The organism is Streptomyces sp. NPDC059743, from assembly GCF_042732975.1.
Taxonomy (GTDB): Bacteria; Actinomycetota; Actinomycetes; order Streptomycetales; family Streptomycetaceae; genus Streptomyces.
On sequence record NZ_JBHWGS010000011.1, the window covers coordinates 159,526 to 182,307 of the forward strand.

The following is a 22,782-nucleotide window of genomic DNA, read 5'->3' on the forward strand; positions in this document are numbered from 1 at the left end:
GCGCGAAGGAGCGTGAGGCGATGAGCCGGCCCATCATCGACGGCAGTGGCAGCCCCGACGGCACCGGGAGCCCCGACGGCACCAGGAGCCCCGACGAAACCCCCGACGAAACCGAGGGCCGTCCGGTCGTCCTCCGGGGCGGCACCGTCCTGACGGTCGACGCCACCCGGCAGGTCCTCGCCGGACATGACGTCCTGGTCGTCGGCGACCGGATAGCCGCCGTCGGTCCCGGGCTGACCGTCCCGGACGGCACGGTCGAGATCGACGCGAGCGACGGCATCGTCATGCCGGGAATGATCGACACTCACCGGCATCTGTGGCAGACGGCCATGCGCGGTTACGGAGCCGACTGGACGCTGACGCAGTACTTCGTCTGGTACTACCTCGAATGGGGCAAGGTCTTCCGCCCGGAGGATGTGTACGCGGGCAATCTGCTCGGTGCCTGGGAGGCGCTCGACGCCGGTGTCACCACCACCGTCGACTGGTCGCACGGGCTGCGGACGCCGCAACACGCCGACGCGGCCGTCGACGCCCTGGAGGCCGTGCCGGGCCGGTTCGTGCTGGCGTACGGCAACATCCAGGACGCGCCCGCCACGTGGACCGGCACACCGGAGTTCCGCGACTTCGTGTCCCGCCGTGTCACGGGCGACGACATGCTCGGCTTCCAGATCGCCTTCGATGTCACCGGCGATCCCGCCTTCCCGGAGAAGCCCGCCTTCGAGGTCGCCCGCGAACTCGGCGTGGCGGTGACGACGCACGCCGGCGTCTGGGGCGCGACCGGCGACGACGGCATCCGGCTGATGCACGAGCACGGGTTCATGACTCCCGAAACCGTCTACGTGCACGGCGCGTCGCTGTCGGCCGACTCGTACCACCGGATCGCCGCGACCGGCGGATCCGTGTCCGTGTCCACCGAGAGCGAGCAGAGCGCGGGCCAGGGCTATCCGCCCACCTGGGCGCTGCGTGCCCATGGCATTCCGGTCTCGCTGTCCATGGACACCTCGGTCTGGTGGAGCGGCGATCTGTTCTCCGCCATGCGGACCACGCTGGGCGCCGACCGCTCGCGCGAGCACATGGAGGCGCACGCCCGTGGCGAGACCGTCACACATACCGCGCTACGGGCCGACCAGGTCGTGGAGTGGGCCACGCGCGGCGGAGCACGGGCGCTGGGCCGCGAGAGCGACCTCGGAAGCATCGAGGTGGGCAAGAAGGCCGACCTCGTACTGATCAAGAACGACGCGTCCCCGGTGTCGTTCCCACTGCTCAACCCACACGGCCACGTCGCCTTCCAGGCACAGCGCGGCGATGTCCACACCGTGCTGGTGAACGGCCGCATCGTAAAGAGGGACGGCCGCCTAGTCGACGCCAGCCTCCCCACGATCCGCCGCACCGTCGACCGGACCGTCGAATACCTCCAGGAAAAGCTCGGCCGGGAAGCCTGGCAGCAGGGAATGAACCCGGACATACCCGAAACGAAGATCCTCGACAACCCGTACACCTACACCGACTACCAGAGCCACACCACCCACAGCCACTGACCACTGTCCGGCGACCGCCGGCCTTTGACCGCCGACAGCGCGGAGCACCGCAACCGGGCCCTCTGCCGGAGCCGCATGATCTACCGTGGACGGCAAGTAACGGTGTGCGTACGGAAGTTCCGTGATTCGTGACATGGGTACGGAAAGTCCGTGGCAGAGGACGAGGACTGGGACGGGGACAGGGGACTGTGGTGCGGACCGGGTTCGTCGATCGCGTGGAGCACATGGTCGAGCTGCGCTCGCTGCTGGCGGATGTGACCGAAGGGCGCGGCGGCCGGGCGATTGTGGTCGACAGCGTCTCGGGGATGGGGAAGTCGGCGCTGCTGAGGGCGTTCGCGGCCGAGGCCGCAGCCCTTCCCGAGCCGGGTGCCTGTCGGGTCGTATCCGCTCGGTGCCATCCGGCAATCGGGTCAGGACTGCGTTACGGGCCGGTGGTCGACCTTCTTGTACGGCTGGCTCAGGACCGGGAGGTCAAGCAGCCCGGCGTCTTCCGCAGGATGCTGAAGCTCACCGGTCAGGGTGTCGTCCGGTCCGCGCCGGAGGTGCTCTCCGCGATCGTGCCGGGGCTGGGAGCTCTGTTCGCCCTGGGCAAGGAAGTCACGGAAGCCTCGCTCGCCTCCGGCTCGATGCCCTTCGACAGTCTGTTGCCCTTTCAGCAGGGAGCCGCCGTACAGATTGTGGAGGCGCTGCTGGACCTGGTCCGACAGGGACCGCCGACTGTCGTGCTCATCGATGACGTACAGCACAGCGATCCCAGCAGCCTGCTGGTCCTCGACCAACTGCTGCGCAGACTGCCCGGTGAGCCGCTCGCCGTCGTGCTCAGCCACACCACCGACGGCGCGTACGGCGACGGCCCCGGTTCCATGGTCGAGGAGTTGCTCCACCGGTGGGCGACGGAGGGCCTGCTGCGGCGGCACGCGCTGGCGGGCCTGCCGCATGAGGCGGTGGCCGAGCTGGTCCACTCCAGGCATCCCGACGCGCCGCCGGCCCTGTCGGAGCAACTGAGCCGGCTGACCTCCGGTCACGCGATCTTCGTCACTCTCTGCCTGGACGAGTGGAGCCCCGGGGACGGCGCACGGGTCGAGTTGCCCGCCAGCCTCTCGCGCGTGGTGGAAGACCGTCTCGGAACGCTCAGCGAGCAGGACCGTGAACTGCTCGTGATCGGCGCGACTCAGGGTGAGACGTTCTTCTCGCGCACCGTTGCCGCGGCCAAGGGAGCGCCGCACGACGAGGTGATGGAGCGGCTGAGGCGCATCGCGGTCCGCCATCGGCTGATCCTGCCCGAGACGCTTCCTCGCTGGGCCCGTCTGGAGGCGTCGGACTGCTACCGGTTCGAGCACCGTGCCCTGTGGGGCGTCGTATACGCTCAGCAGAGCGCTCAGCAGATGCGTTCCCGGCACGCCCGTATCGCGACAGCGCTCACCACCGGTTCCGTGAACACCGGTCCCGTGGATGCCGGCGCCTTGAGCAGCGGTCCCTTGAACGCCGGTCCCCTGAACACCGGTCCCCTGAACGCCGCGCCGCTCGAACGCCGTCTGGAGATCGCCCAGCATCTTCGGCGCGGCGGCTCGGAGTGCCTGGTCGCGTCGGCCGACATCCACTACGAGCTCGCCCGTGACGCCGCCGTGGAGGGGCTGTCCTTCGCCGAGGCGGAGCTGCACTGCGAAGAAGTGATCGACGCGGTCCGGAATCTGCCGGAGTACGAGGAGAGCCGGGACCGGCGATTTGTCGAGGCCGTGGAGCTGCTGTTGGCCCTGACCGAGATGCGCTGGCGCGGTCGGCATCAGCCGGCCGGCGGACCCGACATCGACGCCCTGGCCGCCGAAGCCGAAGAGGCGGCGGCCCGGTGCGGAACGCCCGAGCTCGTGATCCGTACCACGCTGCTGCGCGGTAAGACACTGCTCGTCACCCAGGGACTGGTGCCGTCACTGGCCAAGCTCCGCTCCGCCGTCGAACTGGCCGAACAGCATGACGATCCGGTCGCGCTTTTCGTGGCCCGCGTCGAGTACGGACGCCAGGTCTCCAAGCGGCGGCTCGCCGACGGGCTGGCCCAGCTTCGGGAGGCCGAGCGCCTGTACGCCTCGGACCCGCGCCTCGGCGACAGCCGGGATCCCGTACTCCAGCACGCCCGCAACCTCGGAGAGATGCAGCTCGGCATCACGCTCTTCGACAGCGGACACCTCAGCGAGGCGCTCACCAGGCTGCGCCGCTGTGTCGAGCGGCTGCGTGACGAACCGCTGAAGGCCGAGCTGCCCATGGCGCTCAACTACCTGGCCCAGGTGTACACCGGCCTCGGCGCCTACGGGGATGCCGAGGCGGCCTTGCGTGAGGCCCTCGACTTCGAGGCGGACCGCGGAGGCGACAGCGGCTGGCACGCCTACAACGTGGCCCTGCTCGCCCGCCTCCTCGTCCAGCGGCCGGAACGGGAACGACGAGCTCAGGCCCTTGAACTGATCGCCGAAGCGTGGGCGGAGACCGAACGGACCTGGCTGGCCAACCTCGTTCCCATCGTCCGCAATCTGTACGCCGAGATCCTGCTCCTCGCCACGGGCGTCCTCGCCATGGGCGGATCCGGGGAGCTCCTGGACCAGGCGGCTCGTCTGGCCGTCACCACCTGCGTCGAGACCCGACGGAGCGGCATGATCCGCAGCGAGATCGCCGCGCACTCCCTGCGCAGCCGCATCCTGCTGCGGCAAGGTGACACGGCCGCTGCCCAGGAGCAGGCCCGTGAGGCCGTGCGCATCCTGGACGAGGTCGGGGACATGCCGGCCCTGCGGACGGAGGAAGTCCGCTACCACTCGGCGGTCGCCCTCGCCGCCGCGGGCGCGCAGGAGGAGGCCCGGGCCCTGCTGGAACAGGCCCGACGCGAGGTCTCCCGCAAGGCGGGCCTGGTGGCGGACGACTCACTGCGGGACCGCTTCCTCACGGAAGTTCCCCTGAACCGCTCGATCACCGAGGGCGAGGGAATCGGCCGATGACCGGGACGGACAGCCCGCGAAGGGCTCGGCGGCCGGGTGGCAGACTGGAACCGCCATGCTGACGATCACCAAGGAGTTCCACTTCTCGGCCAGCCACGTCCTGGACCGGCTCCCGAGCTGGCACCCCTGCGCCCGCATGCACGGCCACAACTACATCGTCGTACTGGAACTCTCCGCCCGCCGCGAAGACCTCACCGAGCCGGGCTTCGTCCGCGACTACCGCGACCTCGACGCGTTCAAGAAATGGATGGACGAAACCCTCGATCACCGCCACTTGAATGAGGCGATGGGGGGGGGGGTATCTCGCCGTCGGCGGAGAATCTTGCCGTGTGGATCTTCGATCTCTGGAAAGAACGATTTCCTGAGCTGATGGCGATAAGGATCTCCGAAACGCCCAAAACCTGGGCCGAATACCGACCGGAGCAATAGAGAAGCCGATATCTCACAGGCTGAGCTCGAACCCGGCCTGGCCTGCACGTCGGGATCCACCACTCCAGCCAGGCCGGCGGCAATGACATAGCCGGTTCCGAGGGGCTACGGTCGCCGACATGGGCCAGCAGAAGACGCGGGGCCTCGTCCTTGCCTTCATCTCTGGAATTTGCTTCGCGCAACGTGCATTCAGCGCGGCGCCAGGGATCCAAAACGGCAGAGAATTGATCCAGTGCGCGCTTGGCGAAGAAGAGTGTCACAGTGATCCCGGCCGATTCCACAGATCTCTCTGGTGAAGGTGTTGCTGATGGTGCCGGGGGTATTGGCCGTCTCCTTTTCGGGCGAACGTGCCGAGGGCCGGGCGACATCGGCGAGCAGTTCGTCGTCCAGATCGATCATGTTCAGCCCATCGCTACCTTCCGTTTATGTATAGTAACTTTACGTGCATTTATCTTGATGTGTCAGGTCATCCTGGCGGTCAATCGGCACGTGCGGTGCCCCATAGGTCCCGGCGCTATGTTGACCTCCTTCTCCATGGCAGCTCCGACCTAGGAGAATCGTTTATTCTTCCGAGGTCGAGCATCTAATCTGTGAGTGCTCGAGGTCGCCTTTGCCCAGGGTGGAGGGATGACCTTGCTCCATTCGGTGATCTCGTGCCGTTCATGCTTGCCAGCGCATGCACATGCGGATGCGGATAATCTTCCTTTGTGTCGGGGAACCTCCTGCCGAGATCGTTTCGACAGAAGGCGAGCCCATGTCATTACTGCGTTCGGCCGATGTGTTCAAGGCCATCGAGTCGCAGGTTTCGCAACTCTTCTACAGACAATTGATCTGTCCGCATGAGCCCGGCGAGAAATGCTCGACGAGTGAGCACCTCACACTCTCGGAGGCGAAGGAAGCAGCGGCACGGCACGCCTCCGACGCGGCCCTGCGTGATGCCGTGTGGCGGTGTGTGGGGCGCTACGCCCACAGCGACAACCCGGACATGGCACATCGTGGTCAATTGCTCGCGCTATGGTTCGCCATCCCCTATCTGCGGAAATCGGTGGCGAGAGTATCGAATGCGTTCTACGTCGACGTGGCTGATGTGAGGTCCGCCATGATCTACGGAGCCTTGTGTGAACTGGCTGTTGTCGACGCCGGTGGTGACGTCCGCGAGGAGGTCATGCGAGCCGCCAACTCCGCCGGGTGGGAGGCCGCGAGGATGAACACCGCGGAACGCACAACAGATCCTCGTAGTCTTGTTGATCGCAGGCACCGGCACGACGATGACCATGAGTTCGCCCGGGACGAGTCAGACGTCCATGTTGTCGGTGAGGTGGATCCTCCATTGCGGAAGCGGATCAGTGGTGAACGCCTCGGCGCGACCCTGCACGGCTTGGGAGTCCTGGAAGAGTTCCTTTCCTCGAATTCGGAGCAAGCGTCCGAAAGCGACCCTGACGCATCATCCGAAAGCGAGCCCGACGCATCAGAGGAGGACTCGAGATGAGTGCGAACGAGCTCCGGTTCTCGGAGTGGCTCCCTGCGACCATACCGCTGCGCATGGTCGCCGATCTTCTTGGCCTTGACGCATCGAAGGCTTCCGGTCTGATCAGATCGGGCCGATTTCCCTGCTGTGTCAGGAAGGTGCGAGGAAAGTACGTGGCTTCTGTCGTGGACGTGATGGAGGTGATGGGGATCGAGGACGCCGTGGTGCGGGCCGATGACCTGCTGGCCGGAGCTGAGTTCGCGCAGCGGTGGGATTGACCCTGCTTCGTTTCCAGGCATGCCAGGCCCAAGCCGGTGACTCCTGTGATGCATATAACGCGGCCAAGTGGCTGCCATCGTGCCCCGGTGTGCAGGCGAGGGAAACGCCAGAGGGCCGGTCCGCTGAAGTGGGCCGGCCCTCTGAGCTGGCGGAGGATACGAGATTGTGGCCGAGGCGGTCTCGGAGAGAGGCAGCGGCCTCTGAGGGCGGGGCGAAGCACAATTCGGACCCTTGGGCTACATGTTTGGAGCGATGGCGGCAGGAACACAGACTGGGGACAGCACACCCATCCAACTTGCGGAACCGCCTGAGACCGCGGACGTCCTCGGCGCCCTGGCCGATCGACTTGGGCGCGTCAAGGACTCGTGCGCGGGGTCGATGCGCACACGCGTACAACCGTGCGCCCGCGTGCATACGGTCCGATGGTGAAGTCTTGCTCACTACTACCTGAAGACGCCGTAGAGCGAGCGCCCCATGCCGAGAGCAGCGGGGGCGGGGACGGGCTATGGAGTTCGACGAGCGGTGGGCCGAGGTGCGGGCCACGGAGGCCTGGCCGAGCGGCAGGCTGTGGGTGTGTGGCTCAACAGGTTCGACGGTGCCGATAACGGTGCGGTGCCGGGAGCGAATGGCGCCCCGGATGTCGCGTCCACACCGGCCATGAGGCAATCCGCTGCCAACATCATCGAGATCGAGCTGGAGCCGAACACCAAGAAGGCCGGACACTCAGCCGACGCGGCGCCCGGCGAGGCCGCCTCCGGCTTCGCCGGATAGGCCGCGGCTGACGGTCTCAAGACGGTGCGGACCACCTGGGAGAGTCAGGTCAAGACGCTCATTGGGTGACTCGCCGGAGAGAAGAGCGCTCTGAGGGACACCGCCAGGACCGTCAATGGGTACGAACTCGACCTGCGTCCGCGCATCAGAACCGTCGGAGCGCTGGGCATTGACGCACTCTGGCCGCCGCCAGTCCTACTGGCAGGAAATGGCGGACGAGTTCCACAAGGTCGAGAAGTGTTACCGGGGCAGCGTCCAGAAGAACACGATGGATCAGACCTGGCTCGGCGAGAGCGCGAGTGCGGCCCACACGAACTTCGCCGCGACCCGTTACGAGTGCCAGGCCGCGCAGATCCAGGCCAAGGCGACCGTCCTTCTGTTACGCAACGCCCGCCAGCAGTTCGTCGACCTCAAGAAGCAGCTCGAAAGCGCCCGCCGACGCCGTCAAGGCCGGGACGAACGTCTCCGAGCAGGGGAACGTGACGTACGACTGGGACCGGCTCACCGGCGCTGAACGTAATGCGGCTCGGCACTCTCCCGACCACGCCGCGAGCGTCAGGACGTCCGAGGAATCCTGGGCCGAGTTCTTCGACGTACGCAAAGCGCTGGCGGCCGCCGACACCCTCGACCAATCCACGCTGCCGCTCTTCACCGACCGCATGACCGCGGCCTGGCTGGGCCGACAGGAGGGCCAGAAAAGCGTGGAGGCCCGTGGATTCGCCGTCTGGGACTACGGCCTGCTCGGCTACTGGCACCGGGAACGCCTTGCAGATCCTGGGCGGAATCCTGCCGGTGCGTTGATGCGCCGGTTGCTCCCGAGGACGTCGTGCGTGCCTCCGCTGCGAGGTCGCGAAATCGGACGGTTGTGCTGCGGGTGAATGCGCGGAGATTGTGGTGCGCCCGGGGTGAGGTACCGGCACTCTGCTGAAGGGCGATCTGGGTGGCGCTTGCGACGGGGGACTGTGTTGTGGCAGTCGGGGGAGCACGGGGGGAGCACATGTGACGGTTGAACGAGCCATTGGCGCTTCTGCCTCGGCGTCGGCCCATACGTATGCGCGGCGGGCGGACACCGAGGGCGGGCGGAGGAGTGTGCCGCGTCATGTCGCGTGCGTGATGGACGGGAACGGCCGGTGGGCGGCGCAGCGGTCGTTACCGCGTACGTCGGGTCACCGGGCGGCAGAGGCAACGGTGATCGACGTCATCGAGGCGGCGCGCACGGCGGGAGTGGAGTGGCTGAGCCTGTACGCGTTCTCCACCGAGAACTGGCAACGCCCGGGCAACGAGGTCGACTTCCTCATGCGACTGGTGCGCCGCGTCGTACGCAAACACGCCGCGCTGCTGCATGCGCGCGGTATCCGCTGCCGGTTCCTCGGCGTGGCGGACCCGAGGATCCCCGCGGCGCTGGCCCGCGACTTCGCCGACCTGATGACGCTGACCAGCATGAATCGAGGCATGACGCTGACCGTGGCGTTCGATCACGGCGGACGCAGGGACATCGTCGAAGCGGCACGGTCCCTCATCCGCAGCGGAGTGTCGGCCGATGCCGTCGACGAGCAGCACTTCGCCGCTCATCTGCCCTTTCCCGACACGCCTGATGTGGATCTCGTCATCCGGACCTCCGGCGAACAGCGCATCTCCAACTTCATGCTCTGGCAAGTGGCCTACGCCGAATGGATCTTCCCGCCGGTGCTCTGGCCCGACTTCCGCGCGCCGCACTTCCTGGAGTGCCTGCACACGTACCAGCAACGCAATCGCCGCTTCGGCGGTGTGACGCCGAAGGCGAAAGGAGAACCTCACCAGTGACCAACACAGACAGCAGCAGTGCCACTGATCGCGACGGCGATGCCGCACGGCCGACCCACCAGACACAGCCCGGCCCGCTGTTCGGCCCTGACTCCCAGTTCCACCGGTTCTTCAACGATCCGCGCTGGGCACTGGCCATGGTCCGGGCCACGGTCCTGGAAGCCGCCCACCCACAGATCGGCGCGGCCCTGATCGACAACTCGACGTTTGTTACGCACCCGTGGCGACGGCTGCGTAACACCCTCGTGAGCCTTCAGCGCATGTTCGGCGCCGACGACGACGCGCGACAGAGGGAGGCGGCGCGGCTCAACCGCCTGCACGCGCGGCTGAGCGGTGCGGACGCACAGAACCGGGCCTACGACGCGATGGACCCACAGGTCCGCGCCTGGGTGGTCGCGACACTGTTCGAGAGTTCCGTCACCATGTGCCGACTGGGCGGGCAGCCGCTCGACCAGACCACCATGGAACAGCTGTACGCCGAATTTCAGGCCTTCCTGGCGGTCCTGGGAGATCAAGCCGGCCATCTGCCGCCCACTCTGCGGGAGTTCTGGGAGTACTACGACCATACGGTTGAGACGGAGCTGGAGAACACGGAGGCGCTGCGCATCATCCTCTACAAGCTCTTCGACCATCTCCCGGCGCCGCCTCTGCTGGACGGCCTGCCCACCGTATGGGCGGCCGGCCGCGCGCTCGCCGGCCCGGTCATCGGCACGATCACCGTGGCGTCCTTGCCGGAACCGTTTCGTCGGCGGGCAGGTCTGCCCGAAATCCCGGGTGCTCAGACGATGATGCAAGGCGCCTATATGGCCGCCGGCCTGGCGCGTTTCCTGCCCGAAAGCTGGATCCAGGCGGAAGGCATCACCAGCCTGCTCTATCTGTCCCCCGACAGCGATGACCCGCGAGCCGCGACGATCGCCGCGCTGCGCGGCCGGATGAAGCGGGCCGGCGCCCTGTTCAGGCTGGTCACGCCCTTTTCCGTACAGCCTGGTCCCGCCGAGGAAGCCGAGGCGGCCGAGAGGAACGGGCCGCAGCGGAGCGCCGAGGAGTTCTTCGACGCGGTGCTGGACCAGACCGGCGACGGCTATCTGGACTGGCCCGATCTCGCCGCCATGGCACGGGAGTTGTCCTCCCGTCTGGATCTGGACGAACCGGAGGAGACCAGGCTCTACAACGCGTACGCGGAGTGGTGGCGGGAACTCCAGGCGGCCCTCGACATCGACGGCGATGGCCGCATCAGCAAGGAGGAGTACGCCGCCGCTGTTCCCTCCCTCGCCGGGCCCGCTCTGATCAGAGCCGCCGAGGTTCTCTTCGAGGTCACCGACACGGACGGCAACCAGTTCATCGACGCGGACGAGTACCGAGCCCTGTTCCGGACCGGATTCCGGCGCACCTTGGCCGGCGTCGGCGCCGAAGAAAGGTACTCCCGGAGCGCGTTCGTGAAGGACTTCCTTTCGTTTATGTCGGGCCGTCAGCGCTCAAGCGCCTATGACCCGCTGCTCGCCGAGGCGTAGGAGGACCCGGACTACTCGACAGGGGTCGCCACAAGGACAGGACCAGAGGACAGGACCGTAGGACAGGCGCTTCCTTGTTCTGGTCAGGTCCCGCAATCCTGCGGCAGATCCTGGCTAGGAGCGGGCAGGGCCACCGCGTGATCACCCGGGGGTTGGGGGACGCCCGAAGAATGTGCGGCGGCCGCAGGTCATGACGTCGCTCAACGGCGCCGGTCAGGGCGACGGCACCCACCGCAAGCGGTGGAAGACATTTACCGCACCAGTCTGGTGGGCGAAGACGTCAGCGCTTCTTCCTCTTCCTTTTCTGCAGGGGAGTCCACTCGCCCCTGTGGAGCTGGCAGCGCGAATAGCCGATCATCGCTGGGTTCTGGCAGGGCTTCCCGGTCTTGGTCCTCATGTATCCGCACTTGGCCTGCTTGCCCATACGTCCTCCTCAGCCCTGTTGAAGGACTTGTCGGACACATCGCACCGGACTGGCACGCGCCACGTCCGACCATCGGCAATTTTCGGCTGATCCGTGCGTATATGAGACCGGTTTCCGCCGTGCGTGGTTCCGGTTGATCCGGCACTTACCGTGAGGGCAGCCGCTCCGGAGGGTGCGAAACCGCTGTTGACCGCAATTCCCGTCCGGCTGCTCCGTATCCGGACGGGAGCGCATGTGGGTTCGAGGTGCCCCCGGAACAAGGAGTAACTGCGGGCCCGTGCCGACCGGCACCCTGGACATTGGGGAACTCCCCGGCGACCGGGCATACCGTAACCTCGTATCACCTCAAATCCCGTATCACCACCTCAACTCCCCTGCAGCAACGCTGAGTTGACAGCACCGGGCGGTTGCTTCACCATCTGAGACCACGTCTGGCCGGTCAACGCGGCACCGCACAGCGCTGACGGTGCCGCGGTCGCGGCGGGCGTGACTTGTGCAGCGGTCTCAGCATGCGCGGCGGGTACGGCACTACACCCTGCACGGCGCGCCGGAGTACCTGGAAGCGCCCCGGAACCAGATCATCACCGAGCAGGCGACCGAGGGCGTTCCGCTGATCACGGTGACGCCGAACGGCGGCGGTCGCGGCTGGTACTCGAACTGGGTCAATCCCGGTGAGCTCGGCCGCCAGAACTGGGAGACCTTCCATCTCGACCAGCTCATCCCGCTGGTCGACGCCAACCTGAAGACGATCCCCGACAGGGAGGGCCGGGCGATCTCCGGCCACTCGATGGGCGGCTTCGGCGCGTTCCACTACGCCGAACAGCGGCCGGATCTCTTCAGCTACGTGGGCAGCTTTTCCGGCGACCTCGACCTGAACCCGGAAATGCGCGCTGCCATTGTCGGCAGCGCGCTGTTGCCGGATTACGGCACGCCGACCGTCGCGGCCGACGCCATCTTCGGACTGCCGGTGTGGCCCTTCGACGGTGTCTGGAACGAGCAGAGCCCCGCCCAGCACGTCAGGGCGTTGCGCGGCATGGGCGTCGCGATGTACACCGGCGACGGCGGCGATCTGACGGTCGACCCGATCCTGGACGGTCGACCCGATCCTGGCCGTGGCCGAGAACCGAGTCAGGGAGACGGTCCTGGCGACCGCGGCCAACCTGACCGCCGAAGGCATCCCGTACCGCTCTGTCGGCTACCGCGACGGCAGCACATGGGCCGAGGGCTGCAACGGCAAGCACAGCCAGCAAGCCTGCTTGCAGGCCGACCTGGACCACTATCTGCCGCGCACCACGCGCAAGGCGACTCCCACCGGGACCGCGTGGGATCCCGTCCTGAAGCACCTGCGCGAGCATCCTCAGGACCCGGCCGGCGTCCGTCTCACCACGGTGCTGACGACTCCGCTGATGGTCGGGCTCGCCCGCACCATCTACGGCGACACTCCGGACCGCGATCCGTCGGCGCTGCTGGACACCGGCCGCTTCAGCACTTCCGAGGCTCTCGAAGATCATCTCCTGGACGAGTTCATCCCCACGGTCTACCGCGACTGGCCTCTCGCCCAGCGCGAACGTGTCCCGCACTGGCACGGCTATCTCGCCCAGCACCTGGACCGGCTCGGCACCCGCGACCTCGCCTGGTGGCAACTCGGCGACACCATGCGCCGCTCGTCGCGTATGTGCGTGATCGGGCTCGTGGCCGGTCTGGGCTTCGGTCTTGTGTACGGGCTCATATACGGGAACGGCGCACGCGAGCCCTCGCGTGTACGGGTGCAGCTCTTGGGCGGCACGAAGGAGACGCACAAGGAGACGGACTAGATGCGCAAGGAGTTTCTGCGCAGGCTGGCGATCGGACTCGCGGGCGGGATCCTGTACTGGATCGAGGAGTTCAGGATCATCGACTGGATCGTGTTCGGGGCGGTGGGCGGGCTGGGCGGCGCGCTCGCATACGGACTCAGCCTGACGCCGTGGGGCCAGTGGGTGACCTTGTCGCGCATCTGGCTGCCTCTGACCGGGCGGCTGCCCTGGGCGGTGAGCGCCTTTCTGCAGGACGCCCACCGGCGAGGCGTGCTGCGCCAGGTCGGCGCGGTCTACCAGTTCCGTCACGCCCGGCTTCAGGACCACCTGACCCACGCCTGCCGGATGCCATCCGAGACTCGTACTCGCGACTGAAAACGTCCAGGCCGGCCCGTACGTACGGGCCGGCCTGGACGTGATGGTCAGACTGATCAGACGAGGTCGAACCGGTCGAGGTTCGCGACCTTGTTCCACGCCGCGACGAAGTCGCTCACGAACTTCTCCTTCGCGTCATCGCTCGCGTAGACCTCCGCGAGCGCGCGCAGCTCGGAGTTCGAGCCGAAGACGAGGTCGGCGCGGCTGGCCGTCCACTTGGCCTCGCCGGTGGCGGCGTCGCGGCCCTCGAACGTATTCGCGTCCTCGGACGTCGCCTTCCACGTCGTGCCCAGGTCGAGCAGGTTGACGAAGAAGTCGTTGGTCAGCGTGCCCGGGGTCTCGGTGAGGACGCCCAGCTTCGAGCCGTCGTAGTTCGCACCCAGTACGCGCAGGCCGCCGACCAGGACGGTCAGCTCGGGCGCGCTCAGGGTCAGCAGATTCGCCCGGTCGATCAGCAGATACTCGGCCGGCAGCCGGTTGCCCTTGCCGGTGTAGTTGCGGAAGCCGTCCGAGGACGGTTCGAGCGCGGCGAACGACTCCGCGTCGGTGTGCTCGTCCGTGGCGTCGACGCGGCCCGCGGTGAAGGGCACCTCGATGTCGTAACCCGCGTCCTTGGCGGCCTTCTCGACCGCGGCGGCGCCGCCGAGCACGATCAGGTCGGCCAGCGAGACCTTCTTGCCGCCCGCGCCCGCGCCCGCACCTGCGCCCGCGCCCGTACCGGAGTTGAACTCCTGCTGGATGCCCTCAAGGCTGCTCAGCACGGTCGCCAGCTCGCTGGGGTTGTTGACCTCCCAGCCGCGCTGCGGCTCCAGGCGGATACGGGCACCGTTGGCGCCGCCGCGCTTGTCGCTGCCGCGGAAGGTCGAGGCCGACGCCCACGCGGTGCTGACCAGCTGGGCGACGCTCAGGCCCGAGCCGAGGATCTTCGCCTTGAGTGCGGTGATGTCCGCGGCGTCGATCGCCTCGTACTCCGCCTCGGGCAGCGGGTCCTGCCACAGCAGGGTCTCCGTCGGTACCTCGGGGCCCAGCAGCAGCGACTTCGGGCCCATGTCGCGGTGCGTCAGCTTGTACCAGGCCCGGGCGAACGCGTCCGCGAACTCCTCGGGGTTCTGGTGGAAGCGGCGGGAGATCTGCTCGTAGACCGGGTCGAAGCGCAGCGCCAGGTCGGTGGTGAGCATGGACGGCGCGATCTTCTTCGAGGCGTCGTGCGCGTGCGGGACGGTGCCCTCACCAGCGCCGTCCTTCGGCTTCCACTGGTTGGCGCCGGCCGGGCTCTTGGTCAGCTCCCACTCGTAGCCGAAGAGGTTGTTGAAGAAGCCGTTGCCCCACTGGGTGGGCGTGCTGGTCCACGTCACCTCAAGGCCGGAGGTGATGGTGTCCGCGCCCTTGCCCGTACCGAAGCTGTTCTTCCAGCCGAAGCCCTGCTCCTCGATCGAGGCGGCCTCCGGGTCGGGGCCGACGTTGTCCGCCGGGCCCGCGCCGTGCGTCTTGCCGAAGGTGTGGCCGCCCGCGATGAGCGCGACCGTCTCCTCGTCGTTCATCGCCATCCGGCGGAACGTCTCCCGTATGTCGCGGGCCGCGGCGAGCGGGTCCGGAGTGCCGTTGGGGCCCTCCGGGTTGACGTAGATGAGGCCCATCTGCACCGCGCCGAGAGGGTTTTCCAGCTCCCGGTCACCGGTGTAACGCTCGTCGCCGAGCCAGGTGGACTCGGGACCCCAGTAGACGTCCTCCTCGGGCTCCCAGACATCCGCACGACCGCCGGCGAAGCCGAAGGTCTCGAAGCCCATCGATTCCAGGGCGACGTTGCCGGCGAGAATCATGAGGTCGGCCCAGGAGAGACTCTGACCGTACTTCTTCTTGACCGGCCACAGCAGACGGCGGGCCTTGTCGAGGTTCCCGTTGTCCGGCCAGCTGTTGAGAGGTGCGAAGCGCTGCTGGCCGGCTCCGGCGCCGCCGCGGCCGTCGCTGATCCGGTAGGTGCCCGCGCTGTGCCACGCCATCCGGATGATGAACGGGCCGTAGTGGCCGAAGTCGGCCGGCCACCAGTCCTGCGAGGTCGTCAGCACCTCCGCGATGTCCTGCTTCACGGCCGGGAGGTCGAGGGACGCGAACGCCTCGGCGTAGTCGAACTCCTCGCCGAGAGGGTTGGCCACGGCCGGGTTCTTGGCGAGGATCTTCAGGTTGAGCCGTTCCGGCCACCACTCGCGGTTTCCGCCGCCCTGGGTCGGGTGCGGGGCACGCCCGTGCGCGACCGGGCAGCCACCTCCGCTCTCCGTCTTCGCGTCTACGACGATTGCATCTTGGTTCTCAGACATGGGAATCCTTCCGGACCAGGCGGATCACGGTGCTCGGCAACAGCGGGCGGTGGAACGGCCGGGGCACGGGCCCCGGTGGACGGCCTCGGCTTCGTCGGCTTCCTCGGCTTCGTCGGCAGAGGAGTCGTGGCCGTCGGATGCGGTCGGCAGGCACCTCGCCGGCCGCGCGGTCGACGTCGGCGAGGACACCGCAGGACCGGCGTACGGACACGGTGGTGGTTGTCCGCCCGCATCGAACTGGTCGGCAGCCCGGCCCAGTTCGAGGGACACGTCGGCGTACGAGTCCTGCGGCGGTGAGCGCGTGGAACGCGTCACACGCGACGTGCACGTCTGTGTCTCCTGCCGTACTGGAGTCTTCCCGTCCCTTGGCTATCGCCGGAACCGATCTTACGATGGACGGAGTCCAAGTCAAGAAGTGCACCAAATGTATATGTAATCATAATCCGGACGTCTGCTGATAAACTTCGGATATCCCACAAATCTGATAGGTGAACCGATATGAGTGACCTGCTGGAGCGACTGCGGGGGCGTGGCTGGCGGATGACCGCCCAGCGGCGTGTCGTCGCGCAGGTCCTCGACGGCGACCATGTACATCTCACGGCCGACGAGGTGCACGCCCTCGCCGCCCAACGGCTGCCCGAGATCTCCCGGGCGACCGTCTACAACACCCTGGGCGAACTGGTCTCTCTCGGCGAGGTCCTGGAGGTCTCCACCGAGGGCCGCGCCAAGCGCTACGACCCCAACGCCCACCACCCGCACCAGCACTTGGTCTGCTCCAACTGCGGCACCATCCGCGACGTCCACCCGACCGGCAACCCACTGGCCGACCTCCCGCCGGAGGAACGCTTCGGTTTCACGGTGTCCGAGGCGGAGGTCACCTACCGCGGCCTGTGTCCGTCCTGCGGCTAGGGCCTTCGACGTATTGCCCGGTGAGAGCAATGGCGGAGGACACCGCTGACAGGGTCGGTGCCATGCGGCAGGATGCGAACGCATGACTCTCTCGTCACGCGTCACCATGCCGGGTCAGGTCTGGTCTGTGGCCGCGCCCGATCCGTCCGGCCCGCTGTACGTGACCAGCTACGGGGCAACCCCGCTGGAGACGGTCGTGACGGTGGTCGACCTGTCGGGCTCGGTGGCTTGGCAGCGGACGTTTGCCGGGACGGGACGGCCGCGATCGCGCCTGTCCGCCGATGGCATGCTCTGGGTCGCGCACCCGGATCAGGCCGGCCGGGTCCTGGAGGGCGTCCTCCCGGACGGATCCACTGGCCGGACGGTCGTCCCGGAGTACGGGCCCGACGAGGAGGTCGACGCGTTCGTCCTGCTCGACGACGGGTTCTGCGTCGCCTGGGCCGGCGCCTCCCGCCTGCTGCGGAGTTCGCGAACCCAGCAGGCTCCCCTGCCGCAGCCTCGCGTTGCCCGGTATACGCGGGAGGGAACGTGTCTGTGGTCGACGCCGATCGTGCTTGGCGCCGTGTCGTATCCGGGTGTGGTCGGGATGAGTGTGGAGACCGGCTGGGAGGTGCGCCCGCTCCGGCCTTGGGTGCCGAAAGAGGTCGGTGTCGACTACTGGGAACCGCTTCTTGTGTCGGGCGACAGGGTTGCGGCCAGCTTCACCGACACACGAGGCGGGATCGGAAGGACCTTCTTCCTCGACCTGGACAGTGGCGAGATCGTCTCGGCCACCTCCCCTGCTCCCACGGGCCGGAAGGCGATAGCGGGTCCGGGCGAGTTCTTGATCGGTTCCCAGGGATATGGGGCGTTCACAACGGGCCGCTATGGCCGGGATGGCGGCGAAACGGCCCGGTGGGCCAGTCATGGGGCGATGCTCGTCAACGGACAGGGCACCATCTGTGGACCTGAGCTGGAGAACAGGCTGCCGTCGACGTCGCGGTTCCGGCGACTGGCCCAGGGCAACACCCTCGTGGACGGACCTTCGCTGACGGGCTACTACACGTCGTGTCCCGCGATGGACCGCGAGGGCACCACGGTGTTCTGGCGCGACGGCAAACTCCTCGCCGTCGACGCGGACCTGGCTTCGCATGAGTTGTTCGCTATGGACGACAGCCGGAACGTAATGGGCCGCACGCTGCTGTTGGGTGACGGCCGCGTCGTTGTGTCCTTGGGCAGTGAGGTTCTCTCCTTCCGCAGTGCGCTGGGGCCACTGGCCGAGGGGCCCTGGCCGTGCGGGGATGCGAATCTCCTGGGCAACCCCGTGCTGGGCTGACTGACGCAGCCCAGGGCATGGCCGACAGCATGGTCACCCGCCCAAGGGGTCAAGTGAGTGATCGCAGGGGAAACATCGCGCTCAGTCTCGGCAGTCTGCGTGTTGCCTCGCAGACGTGGATGACGCGGATGACGTGTGCGCGGGCGCAGATCAGCAGGTCAGAGGGCTTTGACGGACCTCCGGCGAGATCGCTGGGCCAACCGGCTCCGCAAGGTCATCCGTTTGGAGCAGCTGCTAGATTCTGCTCACTTGTTCGGGGGGTGGGGCCCTCCGCAGGGAGGGGAACCAAGTGACTCGTCATATTTTCGTGCGTGGCTCTCTTGCCACCATCACCGGGTTGGCGCTCTCTGTGTCCGCCGTGCCGCTGGTAGCGCCCGCGCACGCGGAGACCGCGACGGAGATCATCGTCCCGGCCGCCATGCGTACGACTCCGCGCACGGCGTATCTGCAGAGTGCGGGGGCCTCCGGCTTCCTTGAGTACCGTTCCACCGCCGAGGGCTCCGGCCTCTGGTGGACCGGCTACGACGGCAGCCGGAAGCCGGTGGAGGGAGGCGAGCGACTCAGCCCGCGCACTCCGGGTGCGTACGGCACCGGTTCGGACGTCGTCGCCCTTCGCCCGTCCCAGAGCAGCGGTGGGCAAGTCCTGCTCCGGGACATGGGAACCGGTACGACGGAGACCGTGACGATTCCGGCGGAGCAGAGCTATGTACAGACGTACGGGCGCACTGTCCTGACCGACACTTCGACGGGTGGGGAACGGACTCGGCTGTTCCTGCTGCACAACGAGAACGGCAGCACGGTGCAGAAGCCCGTCACCGGATTCCCGGACGGGACGGTCTTTCCTCTTTACCCCACGGGTACCGCCTCCGGCATCCTCGTCAACTTCTACGGCCCGGACCGGGTCCTCCAGTACGCCTGGGTGGATCCGGAGACCGGCGCCGCCACGTTCTTGCCTCCGCAGGTGGCGAACATGGACACCGTGGTGGGCTCCGATTACCTGGCCAGTTGGTACACCACGTCCCGGGTGCGGGTGTACGCGAAGGGGGCCTACGACGCTCCCACGCACGAGGTCCTGTTCCCCCGCAACGCCGCGAACAAGATCCTCGGCGTCGTCGGTGACGCTCTCGTCGTCGCGCGGCGCAGCGACTCCTCCGTCTGGAGCGTGTCCGCGCTGCCCTTCGACGGCTCCGCGGAACTGCCCCTGGCCGAGCGGGCGGACCCCGAGACCCTCGTCACCCCCGACGGTGGCCTGGTCCTCGCCGGCGGAGAGTCCTCTCTGGACTACGGCATCGCCAAGGTCGAGGCCGGGGCCGACGGTCTGCCCCGGGTGCACCGGATCGTGGACCTTCCGGCCGTGCCGACGGGGATCGAGTCGCTCGATCTGAGCGGCGGCGAGTTGATGACGTACGAGTCCGGCGATGGGGCGACGCACCTGTACAGCCGCTCGCTGATCGCGAACGGGACCCTGACGGCGGGCACGCGCACGGACCGGGGACCAACCCAGAGGTGCGGGACCATGAACGGGGATAACGGGTCGTGTCCCCGGCTCCTGGGTACGGGAGACGGGCGGGCGGTCTACCACAACCAGGTCGGGGAGCTCTATGTCCTGGACCGGGGTCAGTACCTCCCCGGCACCAAGTTCGCCTCCGGCCTCCGGGACAACCATGGTCTCGTGGACGTCGAGGGCCGGTATGCGGCCTGGCGGGGACCCTTGTCCTCGGGAGACGGCCTGACGGTGGCGGATCTGGGCACGCGGAAAGCCGTGCTCACCCGCACGGGCTCAGCCGGTGCGGCAGCCACCGCCTTGTGGGGGGAAACGCTGTGGACGCGGTCCACCGGCGGCGGTGTGACGGCCACGGAGGTGCGTTCGGGCGACGCGATCACGTCGTTCCAGGTAGGCGGCAACTGCGGTACGGGAGACTTCCAGGCGGTGGGGCGCTGGGTGTACTGGTCCGGCTCGTGCGATCTTCCCCAGGGGAGCGAGTCGAAGGCCTTCGTGTACGACACCCGCAGGAAGACGCTCATCGCCGCTCCGACCGGAGGAGAGAAGCGCCTGGGTGACGGCTTCCTGGTCACGCGTGACTCCACGTCCGGGGCGCTGACCCTCACGGATGTCAGAAGCGGCTCCGCGGTGAGCCGGTCCCTGGCCGCCAAGACCGGAAAGTGGGACGTCGATCCGTACACCGGCCTGATCGGTTACGTGGACCCCGCCTCCCAGGACATCCACGTCGTACGGAGCGGCACGCCCGCCACGGACATCGCGGTCCTCGGAGCGAAGACGGAACCTTCGGTCAGCCTGGTGAGCTCGTCGTCCTTGTGGGACGGCACATGGTGGCTGTCGAAGCCGGCCGCGTCGTGGACGCTGGTGCTCAAGAACAAGGCGACCGGCGCCACCGTGCGCACCCTGTCCGGCGGTGCCGCGCACGACGCGGTCCACGCGTCCTGGAACGGCAGGACGTCGACGGGCGCGTATGTGCCGAACGGCACGTACACCTGGACACTGACCGCGGCCCCGGCGGACGGGCAGGGCACGTCGGCGACGGCGTCCGGCTCGCTGAAGCTGACCGGTGGTGCTGCCGTGAGACGCGACCACGTCGGGTCCGACGGCATCGGTGACCTGTTCACGCTCAACTCTTCGGGCGCACTCACCTTCCACCAGGGCAACGGCGCCGGGAAGTTCCCGACGAAGACGACGGCCTCGGGCTGGCCGGCCTCGATCACGGCAGTGCCGTTCGGAGACCTGAACGGTGACCGCTGCAATGACGTGCTCGTGCGGCTCAGCAGCGGTGCGCTGCGGGCGTACCGGCCGGGGTGCGGCAAGGCCCTGACAACATCCACGCCGTACACCACGCTGGGAACGTCGGGCTGGAACCAGTACAACGTGCTGACCTCACCGGGTGACCTGAGCGGTGACGGCCGGGCGGACCTGATCGCTCGCCAGGCTTCCACTGGTGACATCTACCTGTACAAAGCCACAAGCAGCGGAAAGCTCGCGGCACGGGTGAAGATCTTCTCCAAGTGGTCCGGCTACAAGAAGATCATTGGCGTCGGCGACCTCAACGGTGACGGGTACGGAGACCTGCTGGCGCAGGACACGTCGAACAAACTGTGGCGGTACGCGGGCACCGCGACCGGCGGCTTCAAGGCGCGCGCCAAGGTGGCCGACAACTGGGGTGCCTCCTACAACGTCGTGGTGGGCGTCGGCGACATCACCGGGGACGGGAAGGCGGACATCGTCTCCCGTGACACCTCCGGCAAGCTGTGGCGCAGCAACGGCAACGGCAAGGGCTCCTTCGGTCCCCGCGCCGAGATCGCCACTGGCTGGCAGGGCTACAAGGCCCTGTACTGACCGGCTGGTACCGAGGGGTGCCCGACTGCGAGGGGTGCCCGAGACCGAGGGGTGCCCGATGGCGAGGGGTGCCCGATGGCGAGGGGTGTCCGGAACTTCGCGTTCCGGGCACCCCTCGGCCTATGTGGCCGTCCGGTGTTGTGCAACGGGCTTCAAGCGACCAGGAAGTGGTGGTCGGCGAAGCGACCGGCAAGTGGTCGTCGGCGGCTGACGGTCCGTGGATTCGCATCCCTGGTTCTGACTCGCTGCCACCGCCATGGGTGCCCGGCCGGCTTTTCCTCGTCGGCCCCGGACCCGACGGGGGACCGGAGTTCCCGCCGGAACGTGAAGGAGATTTAGCCCCGCGACGTTCACATGCTGGACATGAGCGACGACCTGCGTGGATGCCGGTCCGGTGCGATCGTGTGCCGTGGGCCGCCGAGTGCGCTCGAAAGCGCGCGCACGCGCGCGTGATCCGGGTGGGTCCGGCACCCCGTCCGAAAAAGCTCGAGCAACGGCGAGGAACCGATGAACCCGAGCGACACCGGCCGACCCGAACAGGCCGCCGCCGAAGGTGACGCCGGCACCGCAGCCGAGGTCAAGCCGCTGCTCGACGCACCGCAGACGCCCGCGGCTGCGGTGGCGATGTGGATTTTCGTCGTCGGCCCGGTGATCTGCCTGATCGTCGTGGTGCCGTTGGCGTGGGGATGGGGCCTGTCCGCGCTGGACGTCGGCATGGCCGTGGTTGCCTACCTCGTGTCCATAGCCGGCCTCACGGTCGGCTATCACCGCCTCTTCACGCACCGCTCGTTCAAGGCAAAGCGGGGCCTGCGTATCGCCCTGGCCGTCGCGGGCTCGCTGGGGGTCGAGGGCTCGCCGGTCCAATGGGTGGCGAACCACCGCCGCCACCACGCCTTCGCCGACCGCGAGGGTGACCCGCACTCGCCCTGGCGCTTCGGAACCGACACGCGCGCGCTGCTCAAGGGGCTTCTCCACGCGCACGTCGGCTGGATGCTGAAGCGTGAACTGAGCAACCGGGCCAGGTTCGCGCCCGACATCGCGGCCGATTCCGATCTGCGACTCATCGGCCGGCTCTTCGGGCTGCTGACCGCCGTCTCGCTGCTGGCCCCCGCGCTGGTCGGCGGGCTCGTCACCGGCACCTGGACCGGTGCGCTGAGCGGGTTCTTCTGGGCCGGCGTGATGCGGATGGCGCTGCTGCACCATGTCACCTGGTCGGTGAACTCGGTCTGCCACGTCGCGGGCCGACGCCCGTTCGCCAGCCGGGACAAGGCCACCAACTTCTGGCCGCTCGCACTGCTGTCCTTCGGCGAGAGCTGGCACAACTCACATCACGCCGACCCCACGGGCGCGCGCCACGGCGTGCTGCCGGGCCAGATCGACCCGGCGGCACGCCTGATCCGGGTATTCGAGAAGCTGGGCTGGGCCCACGACGTTCGCTGGCCGAGTGCGGACCGTCTCAGCGCCCGACTGCTGTCCGAACCGGCCGGTTCGCACGAGTCCGCGGCCTGACGTTCCCTGGGCGGCG

Annotated in this window: 16 protein-coding genes and 2 pseudogenes; 16 read left to right on the forward strand and 2 right to left on the reverse strand. The window is 67.8% G+C overall.

What is annotated here, in order from left to right:
• The first annotated feature begins 20 nt into the window (after nt 1–20).
• The 3 genes and pseudogenes from ACFV6H_RS20845 (at nt 21) to ACFV6H_RS20855 (ending at nt 4,945) form a co-directional block, all read left to right on the forward strand.
• On the forward strand, nt 21–1,538 hold the full coding sequence (locus ACFV6H_RS20845; RefSeq protein WP_385544086.1) for an amidohydrolase family protein: 1,518 nt from the start codon (nt 21–23) through the stop codon (nt 1,536–1,538).
• Between the two features lie 191 nt (nt 1,539–1,729).
• Entirely contained in the window at nt 1,730–4,516 is a 2,787-nt protein-coding gene (locus tag ACFV6H_RS20850) for an AAA family ATPase (protein ID WP_385544089.1), read from the forward strand.
• 55 nt (nt 4,517–4,571) lie between these two features.
• Nucleotides 4,572–4,945: pseudogene (locus ACFV6H_RS20855) on the forward strand (6-pyruvoyl tetrahydropterin synthase family protein).
• Between the two features lie 189 nt (nt 4,946–5,134).
• Here the strand turns inward: ACFV6H_RS20855 and ACFV6H_RS20860 are convergent.
• Entirely contained in the window at nt 5,135–5,344 is a 210-nt protein-coding gene (locus tag ACFV6H_RS20860; RefSeq protein WP_385544092.1) for a hypothetical protein, read from the reverse strand.
• A gap of 355 nt (nt 5,345–5,699) precedes the next feature.
• Between ACFV6H_RS20860 and ACFV6H_RS20865 the strand changes: the two genes are divergently transcribed.
• The 9 genes and pseudogenes from ACFV6H_RS20865 to ACFV6H_RS20905 all read left to right on the forward strand — a co-directional run bounded on the left by ACFV6H_RS20865 (nt 5,700) and on the right by ACFV6H_RS20905 (nt 13,369).
• On the forward strand, nt 5,700–6,434 hold the full coding sequence (locus ACFV6H_RS20865) for a hypothetical protein (protein WP_385544095.1): 735 nt from the start codon (nt 5,700–5,702) through the stop codon (nt 6,432–6,434).
• Nucleotides 6,431–6,691, forward strand: a complete 261-nt coding sequence (locus ACFV6H_RS20870) for a hypothetical protein (protein WP_385544098.1) — start codon at nt 6,431–6,433, stop codon at nt 6,689–6,691. Before ACFV6H_RS20865 ends, ACFV6H_RS20870 begins: the two co-directional genes overlap by 4 nt.
• Nucleotides 6,692–7,671: 980 nt before the next feature.
• Nucleotides 7,672–7,977 (forward strand): hypothetical protein, encoded by a 306-nt coding sequence (locus ACFV6H_RS20875; protein ID WP_385544101.1) that lies wholly within the window; start codon nt 7,672–7,674, stop codon nt 7,975–7,977.
• A complete protein-coding gene (locus tag ACFV6H_RS20880; RefSeq protein WP_385544104.1) occupies nt 7,943–8,341 on the forward strand; it encodes a hypothetical protein in 399 nt (132 codons plus the stop codon). Before ACFV6H_RS20875 ends, ACFV6H_RS20880 begins: the two co-directional genes overlap by 35 nt.
• 211 nt (nt 8,342–8,552) lie before the next feature.
• Nucleotides 8,553–9,266 (forward strand): polyprenyl diphosphate synthase, encoded by a 714-nt coding sequence (gene uppS, locus ACFV6H_RS20885; RefSeq protein WP_385544107.1) that lies wholly within the window; start codon nt 8,553–8,555, stop codon nt 9,264–9,266.
• A gap of 77 nt (nt 9,267–9,343) precedes the next feature.
• The gene (locus tag ACFV6H_RS20890; protein WP_385544455.1) at nt 9,344–10,777 is read left to right on the forward strand and encodes an oxygenase MpaB family protein; all 1,434 of its coding nucleotides are present in this window, start codon (nt 9,344–9,346) and stop codon (nt 10,775–10,777) included.
• 1,043 nt (nt 10,778–11,820) lie between these two features.
• A pseudogene (locus tag ACFV6H_RS20895) lies at nt 11,821–12,159 on the forward strand (alpha/beta hydrolase); the annotation flags it as partial.
• A gap of 154 nt (nt 12,160–12,313) precedes the next feature.
• A complete protein-coding gene (locus tag ACFV6H_RS20900) occupies nt 12,314–13,015 on the forward strand; it encodes a hypothetical protein (RefSeq protein ID WP_385544110.1) in 702 nt (233 codons plus the stop codon).
• Nucleotides 13,016–13,369: a hypothetical protein gene (locus ACFV6H_RS20905; RefSeq protein ID WP_385544113.1), complete on the forward strand. Its 354-nt coding sequence runs from the start codon at nt 13,016–13,018 to the stop codon at nt 13,367–13,369. It abuts the gene before it with no gap.
• A 56-nt stretch (nt 13,370–13,425) separates the two neighbouring features.
• Here ACFV6H_RS20905 and katG read toward each other — a convergent pair whose 3' ends face one another.
• On the reverse strand, nt 13,426–15,684 hold the full coding sequence (katG, locus tag ACFV6H_RS20910) for a catalase/peroxidase HPI (RefSeq protein WP_385544116.1): 2,259 nt from the start codon (nt 15,682–15,684) through the stop codon (nt 13,426–13,428).
• 498 nt (nt 15,685–16,182) lie between these two features.
• Here katG and ACFV6H_RS20915 point away from each other — a divergent pair, with 498 nt between their 5' ends.
• From ACFV6H_RS20915 to ACFV6H_RS20930, 4 genes are all read left to right on the forward strand, one after another.
• On the forward strand, nt 16,183–16,593 hold the full coding sequence (locus ACFV6H_RS20915) for a Fur family transcriptional regulator (RefSeq protein WP_384780177.1): 411 nt from the start codon (nt 16,183–16,185) through the stop codon (nt 16,591–16,593).
• Nucleotides 16,594–16,675: 82 nt separating this feature from the next.
• On the forward strand, nt 16,676–17,908 hold the full coding sequence (locus ACFV6H_RS20920) for a hypothetical protein (RefSeq protein WP_385544121.1): 1,233 nt from the start codon (nt 16,676–16,678) through the stop codon (nt 17,906–17,908).
• A 337-nt stretch (nt 17,909–18,245) separates the two neighbouring features.
• Complete coding sequence (locus tag ACFV6H_RS20925; RefSeq protein ID WP_385544123.1) at nt 18,246–21,257, forward strand: FG-GAP-like repeat-containing protein; 3,012 nt, start codon at nt 18,246–18,248, stop codon at nt 21,255–21,257.
• Nucleotides 21,258–21,764: 507 nt separating this feature from the next.
• On the forward strand, nt 21,765–22,766 hold the full coding sequence (locus ACFV6H_RS20930) for an acyl-CoA desaturase (RefSeq protein ID WP_385544126.1): 1,002 nt from the start codon (nt 21,765–21,767) through the stop codon (nt 22,764–22,766).
• Nucleotides 22,767–22,782 lie beyond the last annotated feature (16 nt).

Coding starts and splice junctions, on each gene's coding strand:
- ACFV6H_RS20905 (WP_385544113.1), top strand. CDS start 13,016: ATGCGCAAGGAGTTTCTGCGCAGGCTGGCGATCGGACTCGCGGGCGGG.
- katG (WP_385544116.1), bottom strand. CDS start 15,684: ATGTCTGAGAACCAAGATGCAATCGTCGTAGACGCGAAGACGGAGAGC.
- ACFV6H_RS20875 (WP_385544101.1), top strand. CDS start 7,672: ATGGCGGACGAGTTCCACAAGGTCGAGAAGTGTTACCGGGGCAGCGTC.
- ACFV6H_RS20865 (WP_385544095.1), top strand. CDS start 5,700: ATGTCATTACTGCGTTCGGCCGATGTGTTCAAGGCCATCGAGTCGCAG.
- ACFV6H_RS20915 (WP_384780177.1), top strand. CDS start 16,183: ATGAGTGACCTGCTGGAGCGACTGCGGGGGCGTGGCTGGCGGATGACC.
- ACFV6H_RS20930 (WP_385544126.1), top strand. CDS start 21,765: ATGAACCCGAGCGACACCGGCCGACCCGAACAGGCCGCCGCCGAAGGT.
- ACFV6H_RS20860 (WP_385544092.1), bottom strand. CDS start 5,344: ATGATCGATCTGGACGACGAACTGCTCGCCGATGTCGCCCGGCCCTCG.
- ACFV6H_RS20845 (WP_385544086.1), top strand. CDS start 21: ATGAGCCGGCCCATCATCGACGGCAGTGGCAGCCCCGACGGCACCGGG.
- ACFV6H_RS20920 (WP_385544121.1), top strand. CDS start 16,676: ATGACTCTCTCGTCACGCGTCACCATGCCGGGTCAGGTCTGGTCTGTG.
- ACFV6H_RS20870 (WP_385544098.1), top strand. CDS start 6,431: ATGAGTGCGAACGAGCTCCGGTTCTCGGAGTGGCTCCCTGCGACCATA.